At 44.1% G+C, this 22,313-nt stretch carries 16 protein-coding genes; 4 read left to right on the plus strand and 12 right to left on the minus strand.

What is annotated here, in order from left to right:
• Positions 1-45: 45 nt before the first annotated feature.
• The 5 genes from ADJ77_RS06190 to ADJ77_RS06210 form a co-directional block, all read right to left on the minus strand.
• Positions 46-1,074, minus strand: a complete 1,029-nt coding sequence (locus ADJ77_RS06190) for an acyltransferase family protein (protein WP_025077679.1) — start codon at positions 1,072-1,074, stop codon at positions 46-48.
• A gap of 510 nt (positions 1,075-1,584) precedes the next feature.
• Positions 1,585-3,114, minus strand: a complete 1,530-nt coding sequence (locus ADJ77_RS06195; RefSeq protein WP_025077678.1) for an endonuclease I family protein — start codon at positions 3,112-3,114, stop codon at positions 1,585-1,587.
• A 221-nt stretch (positions 3,115-3,335) separates the two neighbouring features.
• Positions 3,336-4,727, minus strand: a complete 1,392-nt coding sequence (locus ADJ77_RS06200) for a class I SAM-dependent methyltransferase (RefSeq protein WP_025077677.1) — start codon at positions 4,725-4,727, stop codon at positions 3,336-3,338.
• Positions 4,728-4,854: 127 nt separating this feature from the next.
• The gene (locus ADJ77_RS06205; RefSeq protein WP_025077676.1) at positions 4,855-5,586 is read right to left on the minus strand and encodes a M15 family metallopeptidase; all 732 of its coding nucleotides are present in this window, start codon (positions 5,584-5,586) and stop codon (positions 4,855-4,857) included.
• 275 nt (positions 5,587-5,861) lie between these two features.
• A complete protein-coding gene (locus ADJ77_RS06210) occupies positions 5,862-7,061 on the minus strand; it encodes a serine/threonine-protein kinase (protein ID WP_025077675.1) in 1,200 nt (399 codons plus the stop codon).
• Between the two features lie 688 nt (positions 7,062-7,749).
• Between ADJ77_RS06210 and ADJ77_RS06215 the strand changes: the two genes are divergently transcribed.
• Genes ADJ77_RS06215 through ADJ77_RS06220 form a run of 3 tightly spaced genes read left to right on the plus strand, consistent with a single transcriptional unit; the run spans position 7,750 to position 9,809 of the window.
• On the plus strand, positions 7,750-8,610 hold the full coding sequence (locus tag ADJ77_RS06215) for a GLPGLI family protein (protein WP_025077674.1): 861 nt from the start codon (positions 7,750-7,752) through the stop codon (positions 8,608-8,610).
• 4 nt (positions 8,611-8,614) lie between these two features.
• A complete protein-coding gene (locus tag ADJ77_RS13765; protein ID WP_148301573.1) occupies positions 8,615-8,935 on the plus strand; it encodes a hypothetical protein in 321 nt (106 codons plus the stop codon).
• A 22-nt stretch (positions 8,936-8,957) separates the two neighbouring features.
• Positions 8,958-9,809: a hypothetical protein gene (locus ADJ77_RS06220; RefSeq protein WP_244148538.1), complete on the plus strand. Its 852-nt coding sequence runs from the start codon at positions 8,958-8,960 to the stop codon at positions 9,807-9,809.
• A 1,043-nt stretch (positions 9,810-10,852) separates the two neighbouring features.
• Here ADJ77_RS06220 and ADJ77_RS06230 read toward each other — a convergent pair.
• From ADJ77_RS06230 to ADJ77_RS06240, 3 genes are read right to left on the minus strand one after another with little or no spacing between them, the layout of a single operon-like run.
• A complete protein-coding gene (locus ADJ77_RS06230; RefSeq protein WP_025077670.1) occupies positions 10,853-11,611 on the minus strand; it encodes a succinate dehydrogenase/fumarate reductase iron-sulfur subunit in 759 nt (252 codons plus the stop codon).
• A gap of 5 nt (positions 11,612-11,616) precedes the next feature.
• Entirely contained in the window at positions 11,617-13,599 is a 1,983-nt protein-coding gene (locus ADJ77_RS06235) for a fumarate reductase/succinate dehydrogenase flavoprotein subunit (protein WP_050696148.1), read from the minus strand.
• A 37-nt stretch (positions 13,600-13,636) separates the two neighbouring features.
• Complete coding sequence (locus tag ADJ77_RS06240; RefSeq protein WP_025077669.1) at positions 13,637-14,323, minus strand: fumarate reductase; 687 nt, start codon at positions 14,321-14,323, stop codon at positions 13,637-13,639.
• A gap of 775 nt (positions 14,324-15,098) precedes the next feature.
• On the opposite strand from ADJ77_RS06240, the gene ADJ77_RS06245 reads away from it, so the two are divergent.
• A complete protein-coding gene (locus tag ADJ77_RS06245) occupies positions 15,099-15,644 on the plus strand; it encodes a hypothetical protein (RefSeq protein ID WP_234398040.1) in 546 nt (181 codons plus the stop codon).
• A gap of 158 nt (positions 15,645-15,802) precedes the next feature.
• Here ADJ77_RS06245 and ADJ77_RS06250 read toward each other — a convergent pair whose 3' ends face one another.
• The 4 genes from ADJ77_RS06250 to ADJ77_RS06265 all read right to left on the minus strand — a co-directional run bounded on the left by ADJ77_RS06250 (position 15,803) and on the right by ADJ77_RS06265 (position 21,809).
• The gene (locus ADJ77_RS06250; protein WP_050696227.1) at positions 15,803-18,388 is read right to left on the minus strand and encodes a beta-N-acetylglucosaminidase domain-containing protein; all 2,586 of its coding nucleotides are present in this window, start codon (positions 18,386-18,388) and stop codon (positions 15,803-15,805) included.
• A 414-nt stretch (positions 18,389-18,802) separates the two neighbouring features.
• Complete coding sequence (locus tag ADJ77_RS06255; protein ID WP_042740805.1) at positions 18,803-19,579, minus strand: ankyrin repeat domain-containing protein; 777 nt, start codon at positions 19,577-19,579, stop codon at positions 18,803-18,805.
• 2 nt (positions 19,580-19,581) lie between these two features.
• A complete protein-coding gene (locus tag ADJ77_RS06260; RefSeq protein WP_025077666.1) occupies positions 19,582-21,030 on the minus strand; it encodes a DUF4280 domain-containing protein in 1,449 nt (482 codons plus the stop codon).
• Positions 21,027-21,809, minus strand: coding sequence for a hypothetical protein (locus tag ADJ77_RS06265; RefSeq protein ID WP_025077665.1), 783 nt, complete (start codon positions 21,807-21,809; stop codon positions 21,027-21,029). The genes ADJ77_RS06260 and ADJ77_RS06265 overlap by 4 nt, the downstream gene beginning before the upstream one ends.
• Positions 21,810-22,313 lie beyond the last annotated feature (504 nt).

A 22,313-nucleotide genomic window follows, 5' to 3' on the forward strand; every position in this document is an offset into this window, starting at 1 on the left:
GGCTAATTTGACTAATTGGGTTAATTGGGCTAATAGTCCCTCAACTTACTTATTAAGCCCTTCTTTCCCGAAGAACAGCCTCGATACCCCTGTAGCATCCATCAGCCACGTGATTCCGAATGAGCCAGCTATCGCAAATACAACGCTAACAACCATAAAGAACATTCCCGTTGGCTCTATGCGAAGTAGCAAAGGCTGATAGTATTTGGCAAGTATCGTGAAGATAGGTGAGAAGAGTAAGAGCGGTAAAGTGTTACGCCCGATGAAAAGAAAGAGGTTGCGTAGCGACTGAGGAATCCCTAACTGATAAACCCATAACAGCGAACTGATAACCAGGAAAACCACACACGCACCTGCAAAAGAAGCCTTGTCATAATGTGATGGGTCGATACACCACACCATTAAAAGTCCTGCTGTCCACCATCGACCGGGGAATGCCTGACGGAAGTTGCCCACTGCTTGGCGCACGATAGCACCTACAAGGAAGTAGGCTGCATTGGCTGTTGAGAGGAGTCCGCAGCCGTGGGAGAGCAGCCAAAGGAATAGAGCAAAAAGGGTAAACCTACCCAATAACACTTGATTTTCCCAACTCATCATTTTGGTTGGCAACAGTGGTTTCTCTTGTTTCAATGCCGATGAAAAGCCCCCTTCTGGTTTCCTGAAAGCAATATAATAGCAGATACCGCAAAGCATCAATGTGTGTAGGTACCAATAAGGACCCATTGGATGCAGGAAGATATGGTCAATAAGTACTCCTGCCGTCAGATGGTCAATGTGTTCACGGACAGGTAGTAGGGAGGCCATCACCGTATAGCTGCTTTCCATGATGACGTATGGAAGAAAAATCCAAAGCAATGTTTTCCCGAAAGCAGTCCACGGCTTTTTTACATTAAACAGATAGCCCGACACCAAGAGGAAGCCAGGCATGTGGAAAGTATAGACCAGTTGTTTGGCAACAGGATAGGTGTCGCCAATATAAGCAAGGTGAAAGGCTATCATCAGCGTGATGAACACGCACTTGAGGAAGTCCAACTCCTCCATCCTCGGCTTTGGTTTATGCATCTGGATTATCATGCCGACAAAGTTATGAATTTGGCAGGACACGGCAAAGACAAGCCACGATAAAAATGAACAGAACCACTCTAAAAGCTGATTCCGACGAATGAAAACCATCCTCCCGTGCGTTCTTTTCCATGCAACAGACCATCTACCACGAATTATCTTCACGAAAAAAAGAAATTATTTTCATGAAGAAAAATATTTCTTTTCATGAAGAAAAATATTTCTTTTCATGAAAAAAAATCGCAGAAGGACGGCGAAGATACTGGGAATACCAGATGGAAAGGATAGAAACGTCCATCATTCTGAACAGAACAAACGGTTTAAAAGACTATTGCAGAGCAAAATAAAAGGACAGACGCATGCGCCTGTCCTTTACTATAGGATGTTATCACGAGGATATACCAAGAGTATCTGTTGTTAAAACCGTAGAGATAAACGGCATCTACGTCCGCAAAAACTCTCAATGACAGACGCAAGAACCATGCACCCCTACACCAACATGACCTTCTGTAAACCTGCCGGTTATCTTACCACAAACTTCTTTCCGCCACGGACATAGATACCCGGAGCAAGCTGTGCATCAGCAGGCATGCGTACACCTTGCAGATTATAGACCGCATCGTCACTGCTTGTGACAGTCCAAACCTTGACGATTTCCGTTGTCTTATCCTCCACATAGAGCATTGGGTAAGGTTTATTGGCATCTTCCGTCTTGTAGGCTCCGAATGATTTATGAGACTTAGAATACTGGATGATGTTGTTCGTAGAAGTGGTAATCCTGAATGTTCCGTCGCCCTTCGGTGAAACCATCCACTCTACAGCCTTACTCTTGTCATCAAGGAACTGGACAGTCTGATAATTCCCGTCCTGTCCATAATACTTGTCATTGCCATCCTTAATGTAGAAGCCAGTTGTTCCCTGCTCGAAAGTAAGAATCATCTTTGCATCGGAGGCAACTATCCTACCGTCAGAATCCGTCATCTTCGTACCTGTAGGATAACCATACTTACGGTTCAGACTTGTACAAACATAGCACTGACCGTCAGCATCTGCCACCATAAGATAGCGCTTGCCCGACTCTGGCATTTCCGTTGTCTTCACGAAGGTAATCCCTTGTGGAGTATCCGGGGTGTCAGGATTATCCGGGGTGTCAGGGTCGTCAGGCACGATTACGCCTGTATAACGGTCATCGTCAGAAGCGGTTGTAATGGCAGTATAAGGATTAAACTCAACGTCCATACTGTCGCCCCAAACATATTCAGCAAGGTTAGGATAATCAATGAAAAGGTTGCGGTTGTGCTGAATCTTGTACACAGCTTCGTTGCGCTTGATTTCCTGTTCGTCAACACGGTCTTTCTTACTCCACTTTCGGAACAGGTCGGACGACCACTTCCGCAGCGTCGGATAATCACCCGTCTTCAGCTGATGCGCACCTTCCGAACCAAAGGTAAGATGCTGATAGGTTGTTGCCATATACATATAGCTGCGTGAGAACTCGCCCTTGAAACGGTCGCCCGGCTCCCACATATTCACAAGCCTGCCGTCAGCATAGCCCGTACCCACCTTGTCATAGCCTTCGCCAGCCTGTTCCTTTACATTGACAACGACGCCCATAACATAATTGCTCTTTGAGCTGTTAGCCTTTGCATCAGAGGGATAGAGATTATAAAGGTCGCACCAGGCATCGTTCTTCGTCTTTCCCCACCAGCTTTTCGGGAACGAGTGTTCGATGTTCATGCCGTCAATGGCATGACCGTTATTCGTGCTTTCAAAGTAGAATTTCTTGTCGCTGTAACGGTTGTAGCATTCACTGGTCTGCGGGTCACGGTCGGTATACCAGAAGCCATACCATGTATAACCAGGACCTCTGCCGCCATACTTCAGCACACTCTTCTTATCCATCAGTGTGTGCAAAGCATTCTTCAACTGTTCCTTCTTCAGTCCCTTCAGTGATGACGCATACTGCGCAAGAGCATTGCGATCAATCGCATTAGCAGACGTTGACACTCCAATCAACGCAGCAGCGATGACCATCTTTAAATACCTGTTCATAGTTTTAATAGCTTTTATCGGTAAATATTTATCATGTAATTCCGTTTTATAGGTCGGTGGATGTCTTGCCGAAGACTATCAGACATGCCCGACAAAGACGTATATTGTAATAACTGAAAGACAAATAGCAGTATAATTGCAAAGGTAAAAAAACATCTTGATACCGCCAAGTTTAAACAAAGGATTATCCGCCTTTCAGCCTGATAATCCCACTTGAAACGTCAAATCTTACGGCAAATCAGGAGTAAATGGTTTCCACCAGCATCGGTGGTGGCAAAAAGATAGACGTCACCTCCTTCTTTTATCTTCAGCCGTTTGCGAAGGTCGGCAACACTCATAGGGAAGTTGCGCACGGCAAGATTGGCTTTACTAATCCCCGACAAGCTGCGGCGCAGCTCCTTCTTATTGAACGATGAAACCGATGTTATCATGAACTTTCGCCCCGGGAAATCGTCGATTGACTCATCAGAGACAAAAAGATGAGAGTTCAGACTGAGTGCCGAGAGGGGATAACGGGCAGTGAGCAGGGCAAAGCAACCTGCTTTCATCAGCGAGGCATTAGGTTCATAGAGGCATTGACCGTCCACAGGGGCAGCTGGAAGAATACGCTGTGACATGGCGGAAGCCTCATCAAGGGTGTAGGAAATGACGCTATCATCGTTCACACAGAACACCTGCAAGACATTTCCCACAGCCGTTTTATTCTCAGTCTTGCTTTTAGCTTGCTGCAACACAAGCAGGAGTTCCTTGCATTCATTGCGTACAGAGACGATATGAACCTCACGGACAACGTCTCTCGAACGGTTGAGTTCGTCCACAGCACGGTGCCAGTCAAGCATCGGCGACAGCTTTACAACGACCGTATCAGCCTTCTCCAACAGTTCTTCTTCCAATGTCAGGACATCGGGTGTACAGTCACTTATAAGCACTGTTTTGCCTCCTTGCTCGTTGCGACGGGCTGGGTCGAGGAAGATAACAGACGCATGGTCGAGCTGATGGAGGTATGCTGTGCCGTCACCATGGACTACTTCGGCTTGTTTTAAGCCTAAAGCACGGAAGTTATGACGTGCCAGTTCGCACAGTTTCTCCTGCTGTTCTACATAAACGGCACGTTCGAAGCCACGTGACATAAAGGAAAAATCAACGCCAAAGCCGCCTGTCAGGTCGCAGAAAGAGCCTTTTAAGCCTTTCCGACCATGCACCAGTTGTGGCGTTGGTGTAGTTTCTTCCGCTACAGAAAGACTACTACAATCGTCATGGAGGGCAGAAGAAGCAGAAGCATTTACCCCTGTAAGGCGTGCAACAAGCCGTGCCTTATACTCTGCTGTCTGCTCACTTGAACACTGTTCCATCGACAGATGTGGTGGATAGATGACATCCTCATTCGCTGCCCAAGACGGCAGTTTCGTGTGCGCCGTCTGCCATCCTGCCAGCTGATTGAGCAGAAAAGGCATATCAATATCGGGATAGCGGTGGGATTGGAGGGCAAGAAGCCTCACCCCCAACCCCTCTCCGAGTGGAGAGGGGAGTGAAATGTTATACTTACTCAGAACGTCCCGTACATATCTTGGCAGTGGTAGTTCAGAATGACCTATATTGCTTTTTTGCTTCATCTTATCCTATTGTTATATTGCGATAACTACTCATCTACAATACTATTCTTTTCGTCTAATGCCACAGCAAAGTCGGTAATCACGCCCCTCTCCACTCGGAGAGGGGTTGGGGGTGAGGCTTTTTTTCTCACCTCACCACCCTCAAATTCTTCTTCGCCCAAGCCCTTGTACAAAGGTTGAAGTGCCACCACTCCGTGCGCAGAGGCATGAAACCGGCGGCACTCATCACCTCTCGAAGAAGGCGGCGGTTAGCTAATGCCTCACGGGATATAAGTCCACGGGACACGAGTTCATGCTCCTTGTCGATATGACTGGCTATTCCCATGTGGTCAACCTTCACACCCATTGGAATCGTATCAATAGAACAGTGTGTGGCACCATCACGCCATGTAGCATCGTTCCAGGACGACTTGCAGATACTGATGTCTACTGCCATTCCGTAGTTGTGCATACCACCTCCGTGGGCAGGATTGGACACATAGAAGTATTTTGGCGTATCTTTCACGGCGTCCCACATCGTTTGCTGCACGCTCATCGGTCGTGTTGCATCGAAGATACAGAGGCTCAAATCGGGACGACGACGCTTCAACTCTGCCTGCGCCCTACGCAAAGCCTCAGCACAAGCGGGTAACACGTAGGCATCACGCAAGTCATGATAAAGCACCCGATTACAGAAGTTATCCGTGCGGGCATACATCAATGCCACCTTGACAGACGGTACTACACGCTTGACATTCACCAGCCCTTGCTGTTCCATCGACCGGCAAGCAGCCTGCCGACGGTTCATCGTTGGTGTCTGTGCCTGCATACTACCAGCAAACAGTAAGGCTGCAAACAATAGATAAAAGATTTGTTTCATTCCTTTTGCTTATTATATTCTCTACAGCCATCCGTGAAAAACTGGCTCAGTAGTTATCAGTCATCAATTGCTCAGAATGTCCTGACATTCCATAGATACACCCCTTCTATGCTCTGACAAAAGCAGACAGGGGCAGACACTGTCTTCCTCTCACACCCTCCAAAGGTTCTGAAAGAAAGCACAGACTCTGCCCCAGCCTTCCATAAACACTACTTCCGAGTAGAGCAAATATCACGTCAACGTGACTTAGCTCTTACCTCTGCCGTGTCTGTATCTTATTGATTTAATGCAGCCTTCTTCTGCTTCACATAATCGCCGAATACACGGTCAAGCTCGGCACGCTGTTCATAGTCGAGCGTGTCGTTAGCCTGAATCAGTCCACGATAGTAAGCCTTGATAGCCTTGTTCAGCTTCGTCCTGTCGGCAGCATTCTGCTCGAAGATACCGTCAAGTTCCTTATAAAGGGCTGGTTTCATCGTATTCATAAAGGCAAGTTTGCCTGTTGCAGGAGCCTCAAAGCCCGCAGCAACGCTGTCTGTCTGCTCAACAGGAGAGACTTTTACAGTATCTTCCAGGGCTGTTTCTGCATCAGACTTGAATACGGATGACACATCTATCTTGCCCACCTGCTCAACCAATGCACTACCATAATTATATATCAATGCTCCGATAACAATAGCCACAACAGCTATCAAGCCCAACATTACCGTGCCTTTTCCTATCTTCGGCATCTTGAAAGACGAGCCTTCATGATTGAAATCGGCAAGGAACTCATCGATGTTGCTGTAACGGTCGCTGCGCTTGAAGGCACAGCAACGCTTGATAACTTCGCTGTAAGCAAGTGTCAGACCCATCACTTTCATGATGGTTCCGAGCGAATAGATGTCAGCAGTACCGTCTGCCGTCATCGTTTCATCCTTCAGCTCTGGTGCCATAAAGCGAGTTGCATCGGCCGTAGGCTTCATATCCTCGGGCGAAAGAACGCTGAAATCAATGATTTTCACATAGTCACCCTGCTTTGTTACAAGCACATTGGAGGGTTTCAGATTGCGATGGTTAACGCCCTGCTGATGGGCATAACGCAACGCATCCGCTATCTGATTGATAACGGCAACTTTCTCGTCATCGGTATGCTGCTCCTTGAGATAAGCCTGCAAGGTGCGTCCTTCCACATACTCTTCCTCGATACAAAGACCGTAGCCATCCACCTCTACCAGTCCTTGATAACGCACAATACCCGAATGATTGAGCCGCTGACACTGCTTGAACTCACGTTTCAGAGCATTACGAAGCAGCAGACGCTCACGATATTCGTCCTTCAGTGCCTTCAAGACAACTGTCTGGTCGCCCTTGCGACACTTCACAATCATACAATATCCCTGCGATGGGATGACTTTATATTCAGTATAACTTGCCTTTACAGGAGCATCCGCCGTCTGTGCCGGTTCGTTAGTGGAAAGGTTATTCTCACTCATTAATATCCGTAGGTTTAAATTAACTTGTATCTTTGCGCACAAAAGTAGTAAAAAAAAACGAGAAAGGACAGAAAAGAAGGGCTTAAAATGCCGTATTATAATTCTTATCATTTCAAGGCATAAAGAAACTCAACCGTAATTAATAAATTACTCCTGCTGGTAAACACCTACCATATACAGGTTATTCATTTGTGTCTTGCATGTTTCTTATAAATACTATCTGGATTCTCTTTTGCCTTCTTATGCCTATGTGCTGTTGCCCAGCACCTGTGGTGTTGACGGTAAACACCAATGGTGCTGAGGGCTAACACCAATGGTGTTGATGCCTAACATGGCTTGTAATAAACTACTGGTGTGCGAGCAATTTATTGTTTTTAGAGAGCGTATTACCAAAGTCTAACAATTCTTATTTGGTTGGAAGGCTTACTTTTACAAAGACAACACAATACTATCTATTGAAAAGAGATTCAGTATAAGGAATATGTTATTTAAGTTTTAGCAAACGGCAATATAAATCATTAAAGTATGAAAAAATAGAAATAGACTTGGCATTTGTCCGCTTATTTTATATATTTGCAGCGATAAGAATTAGAAGAAGAGACGCTTTGTAGACAAACAATAAAACAATCTTATAAAATAACAGGCTTTGAATCATTCTTGAAATGTTCAAACTTAAAAACCAATCAAAATGAAGAAAAACATAATCTTACTTATTCTCCTCGTCAGCACGACTTGTCTATCTGCCCAAACGCTGAACTTCTCTCAATTAGAAGGGCGATGGGATTCGACAAAGACTGTGCAATATGAACCTGCACAATACCAGATAGTCTATGAATACAAGTTTGCTAAAGACGCAAAGTATCCAAATGCTAAACGCACGGCAAACACAATTCTAAGGATAGGTAAGCTGTACAATATGTTCATCGACTATGGACAACTTACTTTCGACTCCATCTCCGCATCTATATCAAAAGGAGAATCCCAAGTAACTTCATCGGGTCCTAAACTTATCGGAGCATTGAAGAGCATAGGCTTTCGCGAACTCATCCTGCTGAATAGAGAGACTAAAAACGAGTTTATTCAATGCAAGGCAGGAGGACTCCAAAGATATCAATATGAGGAGAACGCTCCTCAACTGAAATGGGAATTACTGCAAGGAGACAGTACCATTGCTGGATATCAGTGTCAGAAGGCAAAGACAAGACTCTTCGGGCGTGATTACATAGCTTGGTATGCACCTGAGGTAGAACTTCCATACGGACCTTATAAGTTCTGTGGACTACCTGGACTCATCTTTAAAGTGCAGGATACAGAGGATAACTTTACTTTCACCCTGACTGGATTACAGCAAGTAAAGGGATATGTTCCCATTTATATGTACGATAAAAGTGCTGTAATAAAGAGCACCCGAAAAACCGTCAGACAAATGTATAAGAACTATTGTGCTGACCCCGTAAAAGCCTTGACGGGCGATGGAAGCATTACTGTATCGGCTGATGTTGCAGCAACAGTGAACGCAAAGCCTTACAATCCGATAGAATTAGAATAACATCTTGCGACGGATATTTCTTTTACTCTACCTCTTTACCACTTGCCTTACCCTCTTTGCACAGCAGGATGAAGCTCCGGTAAAACTGACGATTGAGGTTAGGGACTCTGCTAGCCTCCAACCGTTAGCTGATGTGATGTGCCGTATCGTAAACTCAAAGGGCAAGATGCTGAGTTATAAGATTGCTGACGGAAAGGGCTGCCTTAACCTCACAGCACACCAAGAGGATGTACTGACATTCACACTCATAGGTTACGGTAAACGGAAAATAGGCGTTGCTGACATTAGTCAACAGGCTGTCTGTGCGCAACTTCATTGCATTTAAGCCCTATCTGACAATACAGCAGATGCTGACAAGTACACTTACCCTGAACCTCTCATCATCATTCTCAGCAGACGAAAACTCTCTTGACTTCTATACCTTGAGCCCTTTAAGAGAGGGATATAGGAATATACAGGTAACAGGAAATGACATCTACAAGTCCACCCACCTGCACACATCCTTCCATATCCGCTATCGTAACCTCGCAACAATGCTCTTTGCAAACCTTTCGCTTGCCTACTCTGATACAAGAAGCGAGGCTTACAGCCACTATGAACACAACGACTCAATGACTATTATGTCGTGGGTAAGAGGCAATAACCACCGGCATAATACGACTATAAGTGCTATGATGGACAAGACTTTCATCCCCATAGGCTTGTCCTTAAAGGTTGATGCAACATATAACAGAGGTAGCTGTCTTGTTTCGCAATCGGGTGTTATGGTCAATAACCATTCTCACCACGCTTCAGGAACGCTCAGTACAAGTTTCCAGAAACTGTCATGGATGCGCCTGTCAGCAGCTTTTACAGCTCAATATTACTGGGAACAGAGTAGTCTTATGAAGTTGGATGTCCTTTCATCCTATACAACCAATCTCTCTATTTATCTCTTTCCGACAAAGAACATGGAACTGAAAATGAAGTTCTATAATCTTACAAACGAAATTACAGATGGACATTATCATACCTGTGGACTACTGGACGGTGACTTCAACTACAAGATAAATAATGTATGGGAGCTGAAGCTATCGGGGACAAACCTGCTAAACAGCAAATCCTACAGCGTTACGCAGAACGCTGGAATCAATACATTCAACACTTTCCTGCCCTTACGAGGGCGTGAAATACTCCTCTGCTTACAGCTAAGGTTATAATAACTCGTTAATATCCATTTCCCTCTTTCTATTCCATAGAGAGAATTAAAAACACACTTGTATAGTGTTCCGGACTATGCTTATTCTTTATGCTTTTATGCTTATATGCCTCGATTAGCAGCCTCAACCCTTGTCACTCTCCGCAACTTGTTCGTGTATTACTGTGTCTAAGGCTATTCTGTCATTTTCTAAACGCTATCCCGGCGCACTTAGATACTCCGTCTTTAAAGGCTGAAAAGCATATCAATTTCCATCCGTTCTCTATATCCTGCCTGCGACGAGACAAGTACTTTTGCGAATTATTTTCATGAAGAAAAATATTTATTTTCACGAGTGGAAATATTTATTTTCATGAAAAAAAATATTTTTCTTCATGAAAATAATTCGTAATAGGGCTATTCTACCAAGCTGACAAATGGATATATTCAAGTATTTCAGGTCATGAATCATGACCGTTCCGGAGCTATATTCTTATCGTTCTAATACGTTATATCCCATTGAAAAGCTAATCAATACAACGCCTACAATATCTCATTTTCACACTGTCAGAAGGTTCAGAACTACTCCCCTTCTTCATGTCTTCTAAGAATGCTTTTACGTCATTATAGTTCATTTTCTCGATCAACCGATTCCTCTCTGCCTCATTGATGGTTGTATCCAACTTCCAACCATAGCTCTTAAACAAATCTATAATTTGATTTATCTTATATGATGCATCAGAAGCAACGGCATTATGCTCAACAAACGAAGTATTTGAGCAAGCCACTATGCAAAGTAATAATACGATAGAAAATGCCCCTAATATTAAGTTCCGTCTCATAAGAATCCTTTCTTTCATCCTAATAGTTAAGATAACAATGCAAATATAGGCAATTTTTTCTTTTGAAGCAAACAGTAGGCGTGACAAACATTACCTATAACTCATACAAACTCAACCGAGCATATAAACAAAAAATCCCACAACTCATATACAGAGCCATGGGATTTTCTATTTAAGAATAAGTTTGGCAGCGGTCTTAATAACCACTGCCAGTTGCTTATGATTAATCAGCAAACTTTGCCTTGATGAACTCACGGTTCAGACGAGCGATGTTAGCAATCTTCTCGTTCTTAGGACAAACAGCCTCGCAAGCACGTGTGTTGGTACAGTTACCGAAGCCAACCTCATCCATCTTGGCAACCATTGCCTTGGCACGCTTAGCAGCCTCAGGACGACCCTGTGGCAAGAGAGCCAGCTGGCTAACCTTAGATGAAACGAAGAGCATAGCAGAACCATTCTTACATGCAGCTACACAAGCACCACAACCGATACATGTTGCGCAGTCCATCGCCTCATCAGCATTGTCCTTAGAGATAAGAATAGCATTCGCATCCTGTGCCTGACCGGTACGGATCGTTGTGTAACCACCAGCCTGGATAATCTTATCGAAGGCCGTACGGTCAATCATACAGTCCTTGATAACTGGGAAACCAGCTGAACGCCATGGCTCAACAGTGATAACATCACCATCGTTGAAACGGCGCATATAAAGCTGACAGGTTGTTGCACCACGCTCAGTCTTACCGTGTGGAGTACCGTTGATATAGAGTGAGCACATACCGCAGATACCCTCGCGGCAGTCGTGGTCGAAGACGAAAGGCTCATCACCAGCCTCGATAAGTTCCTCGTTGAGGATATCAAGCATCTCAAGGAATGAGGTGTCGTCTGGGATGTTCTTCATCTCATGTGTATCGAAATGACCCTGGTCCTGTGGACCGTTCTGCTTCCAATACTTAATTGTGAATGATATATTTCTTGCCATCTTAATTAGTTCTTATAGTTACGTGTTTGTACCTTGATTGCCTCATACTCGAGAGGTTCCTTGATAAGCTCTGGAGTCTTGGTGTCATCACCCTGATACTCCCAGCAGCCAACATAAAAGAAGTTCTCATCGTCACGCTTAGCCTCACCTTCCTCAGTCTGGTGCTCCTCACGGAAGTGACCACCGCAGCTTTCCTCACGATGCAAAGCATCACGAGCAACGAGCTCACCCATAAGGATGAAGTCACGGAGGTGGATAGCCTTGTCAAGCTCGACGTTCAAGCCTTCCTTCTTACCAGGAATGAAGAGGTTAGTGTTGAACTCCTCACGAAGAGCCTTCAACTGCTTGAGACCTTCCTCAAGACCTTCCTTAGTACGACCCATACCTACATACTCCCACATGATATGACCGAGCTCCTTGTGGAGTGAGTCAACAGAACGCTTACCCTGGATACCCATCAGGCGATCTGTCTCAGCCATAACAGCCTTCTCAGCCTCAACAAACTCAGGACGGTCAGTTGAAACCTTGCCCCAGAGTGCCTGATCAGCGAGATAGTTCTGGATAGTATATGGCAATACGAAGTAACCATCAGCAAGACCCTGCATCAAAGCAGAAGCACCAAGACGGTTAGCACCGTGGTCAGAGAAGTTACACTCACCGATTGAGAACAGACCAGGAACGGTTGTCATCAGCTCGTAGTCAACCCAGATACCACCCATTGTGTAGTGGATAGCAGGGAAAATCATCATTGGATTGTAGTACTTCACGCCGTTAATCTCATTAGCAAGCTCGCCTGGGTTAACGTCTGTAATCTCCTCATACATATCGAAGAGGTTACCATAACGCTGGAGAATTGTATCAATACCGAGGCGGTTGATTGACTCAGAGAAGTCGAGGAACACAGCAAGACCAGTGTTATTAACACCAAAGCCGTGGTCGCAACGCTCCTTAGCAGCACGTGAAGCAACGTCACGAGGTACGAGGTTACCGAATGCCGGGTAACGACGCTCCAAGTAGTAGTCACGGTCTTCCTCCGGAATATCGGATCCCTTCTTCGTACCAGCCTGCAATGCCTTTGCATCTTCCTCTTTCTTTGGAACCCAGATACGTCCGTCATTACGCAGAGACTCTGACATAAGGGTCAGCTTTGACTGCTTGTCGCCGTGTACAGGAATACAAGTTGGGTGAATCTGAACGTAAGATGGGTTAGCCATATAAGCACCCTTACGGTAACACTGGATAGCAGCTGTACAGTTACAACCCATAGCATTGGTTGAAAGGAAGTATGCGTTACCGTAACCACCAGTAGCGATAACAACAGCATTAGCTGTGAAACGCTCTAATTCACCAGTCACGAGGTTCTTTGCAATGATACCACGAGCGTGACCGTCAACGATAACTACGTCCTCCATCTCATAACGAGTATAGAGCTTCACCTTACCAGTCTCAACCTGTGCACTCAATGAAGAGTAAGCACCGAGCAACAGCTGCTGACCGGTCTGACCCTTTGCATAGAAAGTACGGCTTACCTGTGCACCACCGAAAGAACGGTTGGCAAGCATACCACCATACTCACGAGCGAATGGAACTCCCTGTGCAACGCACTGGTCGATGATGTCGTTTGACACCTCAGCCAGACGATATACGTTAGCCTCACGAGCACGGTAGTCACCACCCTTTACTGTATCGTAGAACAGACGGTAAACAGAGTCACCATCATTCTGATAGTTCTTTGCAGCATTGATACCACCCTGTGCAGCGATAGAGTGCGCACGACGTGGTGAATCCTGGATGCAGAAGTTATATACGTTGAAGCCCATCTCACCGAGAGAAGCGGCAGCACTGGCACCAGCCAGACCTGTACCGACAACGATAACATCCAGTTTCAGTTTATTCTTTGGGTTAACCAAACGCTGATGAGCCTTATAGTTGGTCCATTTCTCAGCTACTGGTCCTTCTGGTATTCTGGAATTTAATGTCTTAGTCATGATTGTTTTGAATTAAATTTTCAATTTAGATACTTAATTATGCAGCACAGCAAAGGCTTGGTGCACAATGGAAAGCAAATGCAAGCACTACAAGGAGATAACCGAGCATCAACAGTGTAACATAAACGTTACCGATGGTCTTCCAACGGTTGAACCATACCTTACCATTGATACCTACTGTCTGCATAGCACTCCAGAAACCGTGAGAGAGATGGAACCACAATGCTGCAAGCCAGATAACATAGAGAACTACATACACTGGTTTAGAGAAAGTGTACTGAATGTAAGCAAAACCATCAGCTGGTTCATACATAAATTTGACATGAGTAAGCTCTGCAAACATCATATTGTACCAGAAGTTGAAAAAGTGAAGTCCAAGACCGAGCAGCACGATGATACCGAGAACGAGCATGTTCTGGCTTGCCCACTCTACTGTTGCAGGCTTCTCTGTAACTGCATAACGGTTATCACCACGTGCACGGCGGTTCTGTGCTGTAAGAATGAACGCATAAACGATGTGACAAACTGTCAATGCGCCAAGGGCTGCAGTAGCTGCTACAGCATACCAGTTAGCACCCAACAGCGCACAAATCATGTTGTAACCCTTTTCAGAAAAGAGCGCAACAAGATTCATACAGCAGTGGAACGTCATGAATAGGATCAGGGACATACCCGTAACGGACATAATCACCTTTCTACCAATAGATGAATTAAATAACCACATAAATGTTTTGTTTTTAAATATTTAAACTGTTAGAATTATTATTCAAATAGGTCAATACGGCGGAAAAACAGCGGTCAGTCTCCCCATCGAAATCATGTTTTGTCAATCGCAATACCAAAAAGTCGGTATAACCACATACGTAATATGGTGCAAAAATACTATATTTTAATGATTTATCAAAGTATTTTAAACAAAATGTCCAGTATTTAGACTTAAAATAAAGGAGGCTTAGCCTATCCTAACAAATGAGGATATATTTAGAAGTTACATGGACCTCGAAAGTTAGACAAAAACTTTCAGACCTGTATAGTAATTTTTATTCATCTGTGAAGTAGAATAAAAAGATTAGTACTGTCTGGTAAACCCTTCCCATATCAGTTAGCTATTAGCGTATTACTATTTGTCATAAAGACCCTTTCTTCCCGTCTTGAGCCGATGTGTTTTTACCCAGCACATGCCGTGCGATTGGTAAGCACCAATGGTGCGGAGCGTTAACACCAATGGTGCGGAGGGCTAAATACCTTACAGAATGTTACCGAAGTGGAGGCAACTTGTTGTTAGAAAATACCGAAAACAAAGTCATCCTATTTTAAATCTATCCAACGCTTGTTTATTTAAAAACTATTATCTACATTTGCAGCGGTACCAAGTTTACTTAACATAAACTACAACAAAACAACTACAATTCATAAACAAAGATAACGAAAAACATACCTTGAATTCAAACATTCACAGAACTCAAACGAATTAATATATCAACATTAAAAAATAAGCAATGAAAAAGATTATTTTAAGTTTATTACTTACATTGTCCTGCATGGTTGCCAATGCTCAAGATAACAATCTGGACTACAAGAGCAGACCAGCTTTTTTGAAGTCAATATTCAACAACAGTAAAAGCGAGATAGAGCTATCTATGGATGCTTATGCTGACCTCCATATTGTTGTGGGCAAGACAATCGCCGTCAAGGGTAAAGCTCCAAAAGCATACTTCACTGTTATACCTGACGAAGATGACGTATGCGACAAATTCTTTAAGATTTATAACGCTCATTTTAACGGCGTAAGCGTACAATACAGTACCTATGCTTATGCAGACGTATTATGTCTGACTATCAATAAAGAAGATTATCATATAAACGATTATGATGGTGCGTGTGATATACATATCAAAAACTTGAAGCATCAATATAAGAAGACTAAGACTGGAGAAATCCTAACTTTGACTTGCACCAAGGACATTCCTATGTTTAGTGACAATTCCAATCGCACAGTTACCTTGAAGAAAGGTTCTGTATTAACCTTTAACGTAAAGAAATGAATTCAGTCTTAATCGTCTTATTTCTCAGTTTATCATTCACTCAACCATATCACAAACAATAGGGACAGACACCATCGTTTGTCCCTATTTCTATTTATTGTTGTCTTTTAACAAGCAACTTGTCTACTTGTAGACTCGTCAACTCGTCAACCAACAACTTACTTCTTCGGAATAATCTCAAACACTTCAGCCTTGCCGATCAGCGCAATACGTGTTACTTTCTTTGCGACATCAATGGTAAAGAAAGGCTCACTTGAAGTCATTTCAGCCTTCAGCTTGTTACGCTTGTCATACTGGCAGACACGGACTGAGCCGCCTTCTGGCAACGAAAGCAGGAAAATGTAAGAAGTCATACCGCTTGGTACTTCAAATGAAACCTCACCAGTATTTTTGAAAGATGTAACTGGCTGATGGTCGAATGCACGGAGAACATCATTTGCTTCAGCCTTAGAATTAGCAAACTCAAGCGATGCTACACCAGCAGGAGTCACTACAAACGAGCGGATAGCAGCCCAGTTCGTGCGCTCTGAGTCAAGACGACGCAAACGGATGTAACGTGCCTGCACCGGTTCGCCCTGCCAGAGGATGTCATACCGGTTCTTCATATCAGCCAGCATAGGCTGCCATGTCTTACCATCAACAGAGTATTCGAGTGTTGCATGGTCATAGAAGTCGCAGTCGTCCTTAGAGTTACGACCCTGAAGAACATGCACCTCACGAACAGACATTGGTTCAGGAAGGGCTACACCCATCCAGTCACCAGCCTTCTGAGCCACACCAGAGGTATAGTGTGTAGTGCTATCGCCATCAAGCATCAATCCTGCCTGTGTGGTCTTGAGGCTCTTGTAAGAACCAATACCACGCAGTGTGAATGCCTTTTCACCTGAAAGTTTCTCATAGAAAGCATCACCAAGGTCCTCCATAGCGAAATCGTAAAAAGGCTGCAGCTTCATAGTACCCGACTTGTGAGCCTCATAAGCATTCTTGTCTTCCAAGGACATACGGCTCTTGACATAGCTGCTCCAGAACTTCAGATTGTCACCACTACGATAGAGGTCCATCAGTTCGATAGCCTTCTTGCCACGCTCTCCGAGCTTGGCAAACTCCGTAAGCCACGGCCTCAGCTCTTTTATCAGCAGCTCGTCTGTGCAACCAGCCTCAATCTCAGCAGGTGCCTTTGCCACACGCTCGAACTCCTTATAGAGGTTGTCACGCTTTGCCAGTGTGTAATCAGTCAGACGGAAGGTCTCAGTCTCCCAAGACTCGTCACGGCGATAGCCTGTTTCCGTATCAGCAGAGTGGATGGCGAAGGTGCGGTAAGCATCCTTTGCACGAGGCATCATCACCTCCAAGCCACGCTCCCAGCTGTCAATCGGATTATAAACAGATGGATTCCATGTGTAATCAGCCACACTGTAAAGCGACAGCTTTGACGCTTCTCCGTGCTCCATCGGGTTACTGACAAGTCCGCACATATCGTTGTTCGTCAGCGAAGTTTCCAATCCATAGACAGGACCTTGCAGGATAAGATTGCGCACATAGTCGGTAACGGCGTAGTTCCACCAGAAGAATGCAGGACGCTTGATGCGGCTGTCCACCCAGTCGAGCGTGCTCTTTGTCACGTCACTGCAGACAACATCACCCGTCCAGAACACACGTACAGAAGGGTCGAGAGTCTTGCCATAGATGCTCAACGGACCGTCCTCGCCAGCCTTTGCCCACAGCTTGGAATAGTCAGTAGGACAGATAATGAGCGGAGCCACATCCCTCTTGGTCTTCACAAACTCCTTTGTCAAACGGTTCAACAGCTCAACCTGTCGGTTAGGGTTGGTTCCCTCGCCTGAAATATCATCGAAGAAGATGGCAAATGACTGCACACCATTCTGATACATAAGCTCGAGCTTATGCAGAAGGTTCTGGTAGTCCTCCTCATTCCACTTGATATCCTTGCCCGGATGGATAGCCCAGACAAAGTCAACACGGTTCTTCTTGCAGGCTGCAACAAGTTCCTTGATGTCCTTCATTTCATTCTCCGGATAAGGCAGACGCCAGTTAGGAGAACTGTGATATGGGTCGTCCTTCGGTCCGTAGATATAAGTATTCATCTTATACTTACCATAGAAGTCAATCAATGACAGGCGTACTGCGTGTGACCACGGTGTACCGTAGAAACCCTCAACAACGCCACGATAAGGGAATACCGGTGCATCATTGATTTCCAGACAAGGCAGTTTCTTTCCGCCTTCTACTGACGGATTCTCCATAATCTGTCGCAAAGTCTGGATACCATAGAATACTCCCAAGTCATCAAAAGCCTGAAGGGTGATGCCCTTCTTGGTGATTCTTAGCGTATAGCCACCATCTGCAGTCCCGCTGTTCTGGTCGCCCTTGTCCATAATCACTGGTATCTTTGCCAGCTGTATCTTCATCGGGAATCCCTTATCAGCACGGGAAAGGAAGTCAATATCCCTCCAATAGTCCCAAAAGAGCTTACGAGCTGGCATTGGCTGTTCAAGTTTAATACCGCCACTGATGTCTACCGTGCCCTCACCTGTCAGTTTCACGTAACGTGGTGTAGGATTAATAACGAGTCCCTGATGGTCAATCTTCTTGCCGGGAACAGGATTTACCAACTGTACTTCCGAACGCTGACTGCCTAAGTCGAACTCATTATCCTGCGCATGAGCAGCCGTAAGGGCACATAAGCCCAAAGCGAAAGTAACTAAAAGTTTCTTTTGTTTCATGTAGGTTCTTAATATTTTGCTTCCGACTGCCATATACTTCCGCACAAGGTCAAGTCGATTAAAAAATGGTAACACGATTGCTTCCCTTTCTAAAAACAAGGGATTCTACCTGCAAAGATAAGTAATTAAAATGAATTTCGCCCATCAACTGATGCCAAAAAACAATGAACAGGAATTTCTTTTCATGAAAAGAAATAATTATTTTCGTGAAAAGAAATATTTATTTTCATGAAGAAAAATATTTTTTTCACGAAAAGAATTTGATTCCAACGCTTTTCAGACACTTAAGAATGACCTTATCCTTGCTGTGTATCGTGTTTATAAGGGGGTATTATACCAAACTGCAGTATTCCACATGTCGTACTTTATTCTTGAACATACTGCAAGAACTTAGTGTGATCAAGCTCAAGTGTTTTATTTCTCAGCCTCAGTATCTTTCTTTTGCGCAGGCTGGTATGGAAATGTGACACCAATACTTTCAAGGCGTCTTTTAACACGTTCGCCCTCATTGGTCAGTCCAGTGCCATCTATGGCGACCTGTACCCAATATGCAACGTTGCTCTTTCCACCAGTATTCCGCCCAGTTCCTCCAGCTTTCATGGGGTCGGCACCTTTGTCCCATAACCACAAAACCATTTCCCATTTGTACACAACAGCCTGGTCGGTAATTACAGTTTCCTTATTGTGATTGAACTTATTGATATCTGCCCCGTGTTCCAAAAGATACTCAATCTTCTGCTTGTCATTGCTTGATGCCGCTTCACAAATAGGCAGGATTGCACGGTCATCATTGACATTGGCACCATGGTCAATAAGTAACTTAATAAACTTCGTATTGTACTTACCGTTGCAGACTGTCGAAAGAGGCAGATACGCTTCTCCATCATTCGGAGTCTCATCCCATATATTAGACAGGAAGTTAGGATCGGCACCGTTCTCTAAAAGGAACTCCGTCATCGGATAATTCTTTTCCCACACTGCATATAGCAGATATGACATACCGTACTTACCCGTAGAATTAACATTCCAACCTTGCTTCATCATTGTCTTCAAGGTTTCCTTATCCTTGTTGTGTATCGCTTCTATAACAGGAAACTCTGCATTACTGAAATACCCAGCGTATGGGGGATTGCTTTTGAACATACTACAAGAGCTTAATGTGATTAATAATATTGTCAGAATATTCTTCATTCTTACATTGCTTTATATTCTTTGGCGATAATTTCACGGCTTTGTTCTGCCTTTTTCTTCTCTATAGCCTGAAGCAATAACGGCAAATCATGACCATCGGAAAAATCAAACTCATCAGCGGTATGAAGTCGTATTCTTTCACCTGCTGAGTCTGGCATAAGTTCAAGCAGATTATTACCCATATTCAGGAAATCCTGATTAGAATAATAGGTGTGTACCTTTGATGTATCAGGATTCTTGATACCATACATCTCATAGGTATTAGGGTGTACACCTGCAGGGTTAAAAGCATAAGTCTCACTTCCTGTAGCAGCACCAGCAGCAGTAGCCAAGCCGCCACCCAGAGAATGACCCGTGATAATTAATTCTTTACCTTCCGGCTTATTCGCATTTATCTTTTGCGCTAAGCGTATGGCATCTTCATACTGCTCACTTCCCAGTCCTAAGCCTTGCGAGGCGTTGTCATCTATCCAATCCCAGCTCCAGTTAGGCATAAACGGCAGGTCTCGTTTTCCCATGTCACGTGGGTCGCTTGTTGTTCCTCGAAATGCAAGAATACAATTGCCTTCCGAATCCGTATAAACCTCTGCCTTGAATCCGTGGTTGCGATTTTGCAAATCACTCGTACTTATACCCAAGTAATCTAAATCTTTACCCTCGACCCTCTTGTATCCAGCAAGTTCCTTGTTTTTCAGTTTATTCGTCAGTTCTTCCTTATAATCATCATCAAACTTACTGACAGCCTCTTCAAAATCGTAACGTTCATAGGGTCTTATGGCTTCGTCTACCAATTTCTTTTCCTCTGCTGTCTTACGATCATAAGTAAAGTAACTTAGGCACAGCATATCAGACGCTTTGCTATAATTAGGCCTGATAACAGAGACAACCCCGCCAAGCGTACAACCGAGTTTTGCACCTTCCAACAAAGCACGATGCCCACCAATCCTTACCTTGGGATGTACTTTCGTCCAAAAGAAAGAACGGGTAAAGAAGGCACATATATTGACTACTTTCATTGCCATCTGTGCAAGTAACGCATCTTTTATACCTCCCCACACTCCATAACCCAAAAGTCCCAGCCGAGCTCCCCCAGCTGCTCCCTTGACAGCTCCCTTGATAGCTCCCCATACACTGCCACCACTCTTGTCATAGCCTCTATAGCCACCGACGACAGCACCTACTATGGCTCCTACAACTGCACCTGCAAAAGTTAAGCCACGACACATTAAACCGGAAATAGCTCCTACCACCGTTGCAGCAGTAGTCGCCTTAAGGCAAATGTGACATGGGTGCATACGGTCTTTCTCCGTTGCTATTAAATGTCCATTTTCACGCTTTACGTACATCTGGCTTTTCACCTCGATAAGTGACTGATGTGCACCACAGGTACAAACGGTGAAGTCGCCATGCTCAATATACAGCACATCATCAGCGCCTTTGTCTGAACTCATACCTTATCCTCCACAAGTTTAAATTCAATACGATTTGTATAAACATAGTCCTCGCTTGCCTGCTCCTTGGCAAACGTTACAGCCTTGTCAAAGAAAGGCTGATAATCCTCTGCACAGAAATACTCTGTATCGACAGAATATGAGTAACAGAATGGTGCGCCACTGGTCAAAGGAAGAATCTCTTTAGCAAATACTTGCTGGAAACCAGACACATCATCAAGTTCTCCTGTACCACTTTCCATGAGATGGATTGTCCCATCCTCCAACTTCTCTTTCTTCTTCCTCACAATCATAGCATCCAGATAATGGTTGGCATGAAGAATAGACAAGGGTGTTAAGTGGAAAAACTTTCCACCGCCAAACCATGACCAAAGCGTATAATAAACCAATGAACTGCGCATCTCTTGACCAAAATCATTCACAGATTTCCCGACAATATCAAGCAACTGCATGATAGACTGGTCACTGCCATAACGTTCTTTGAGTTTCTCACGACAGGCCAGATACCTTTCTGCTATCTCATGACTGTTATAAACCGTCAACTTATCCGACATATCAAAACCAAACTCGACCCTGTCAATTACCTTGTTTACCTCATCCAGCAGCCCATACAGCTCTGCCTCGGCATGCTGCTGAGGCTTCGGACGTTCCAACACATCTACAACAATGTGCCCATTCTCTGTGGTCGACACCTTCCATTGCTGTGAAGTCTCATTGCTCATCCCCACATGACCGTTCAAACTGAGTTGACTTATTTCCGTGATATTATATATTCTCATCTTACAACTATTTTACTCCTACACAAGCTATAAGTTATGAAAAACAAACAGCCAACATAAACATAATCTGTTATAAGCCAGATAAATATCCCACTAAAATGATATACACATCGTGAGCTATGAACTTTCTACGTCATTATCTGATGTAGTTTCTTCATCATTTCACAAATATAAGCATTAATCCTCATTAAACAAGCTGATTAAGTTTTTTTAAAGACCACGTTCAACTCATTTCATTATTACAAATCGGTCATTGAAATTCCACCTACTCCAAGATACTACGAAATCCTACAGATTAATTGGATACAAAACAGCCTTTTCGTAATGACAAAGTCAAGCAAAGAATGTTACAGATGATTAATAGCGTTGCAACTTGAAAACACAGAACTGCAAATTTTCTTCATGAAAAAAAACAATTATTTTCACGAAAAGAAATATTTTTCTTCATGAAAAGAAACATTTTTCTTCGTGAAAAGAATTTGTGATTTAACAACATTTCGCATC

This window comes from Prevotella fusca JCM 17724, from assembly GCF_001262015.1.
Lineage (GTDB): Bacteria > Bacteroidota > Bacteroidia > Bacteroidales > Bacteroidaceae > Prevotella > Prevotella fusca.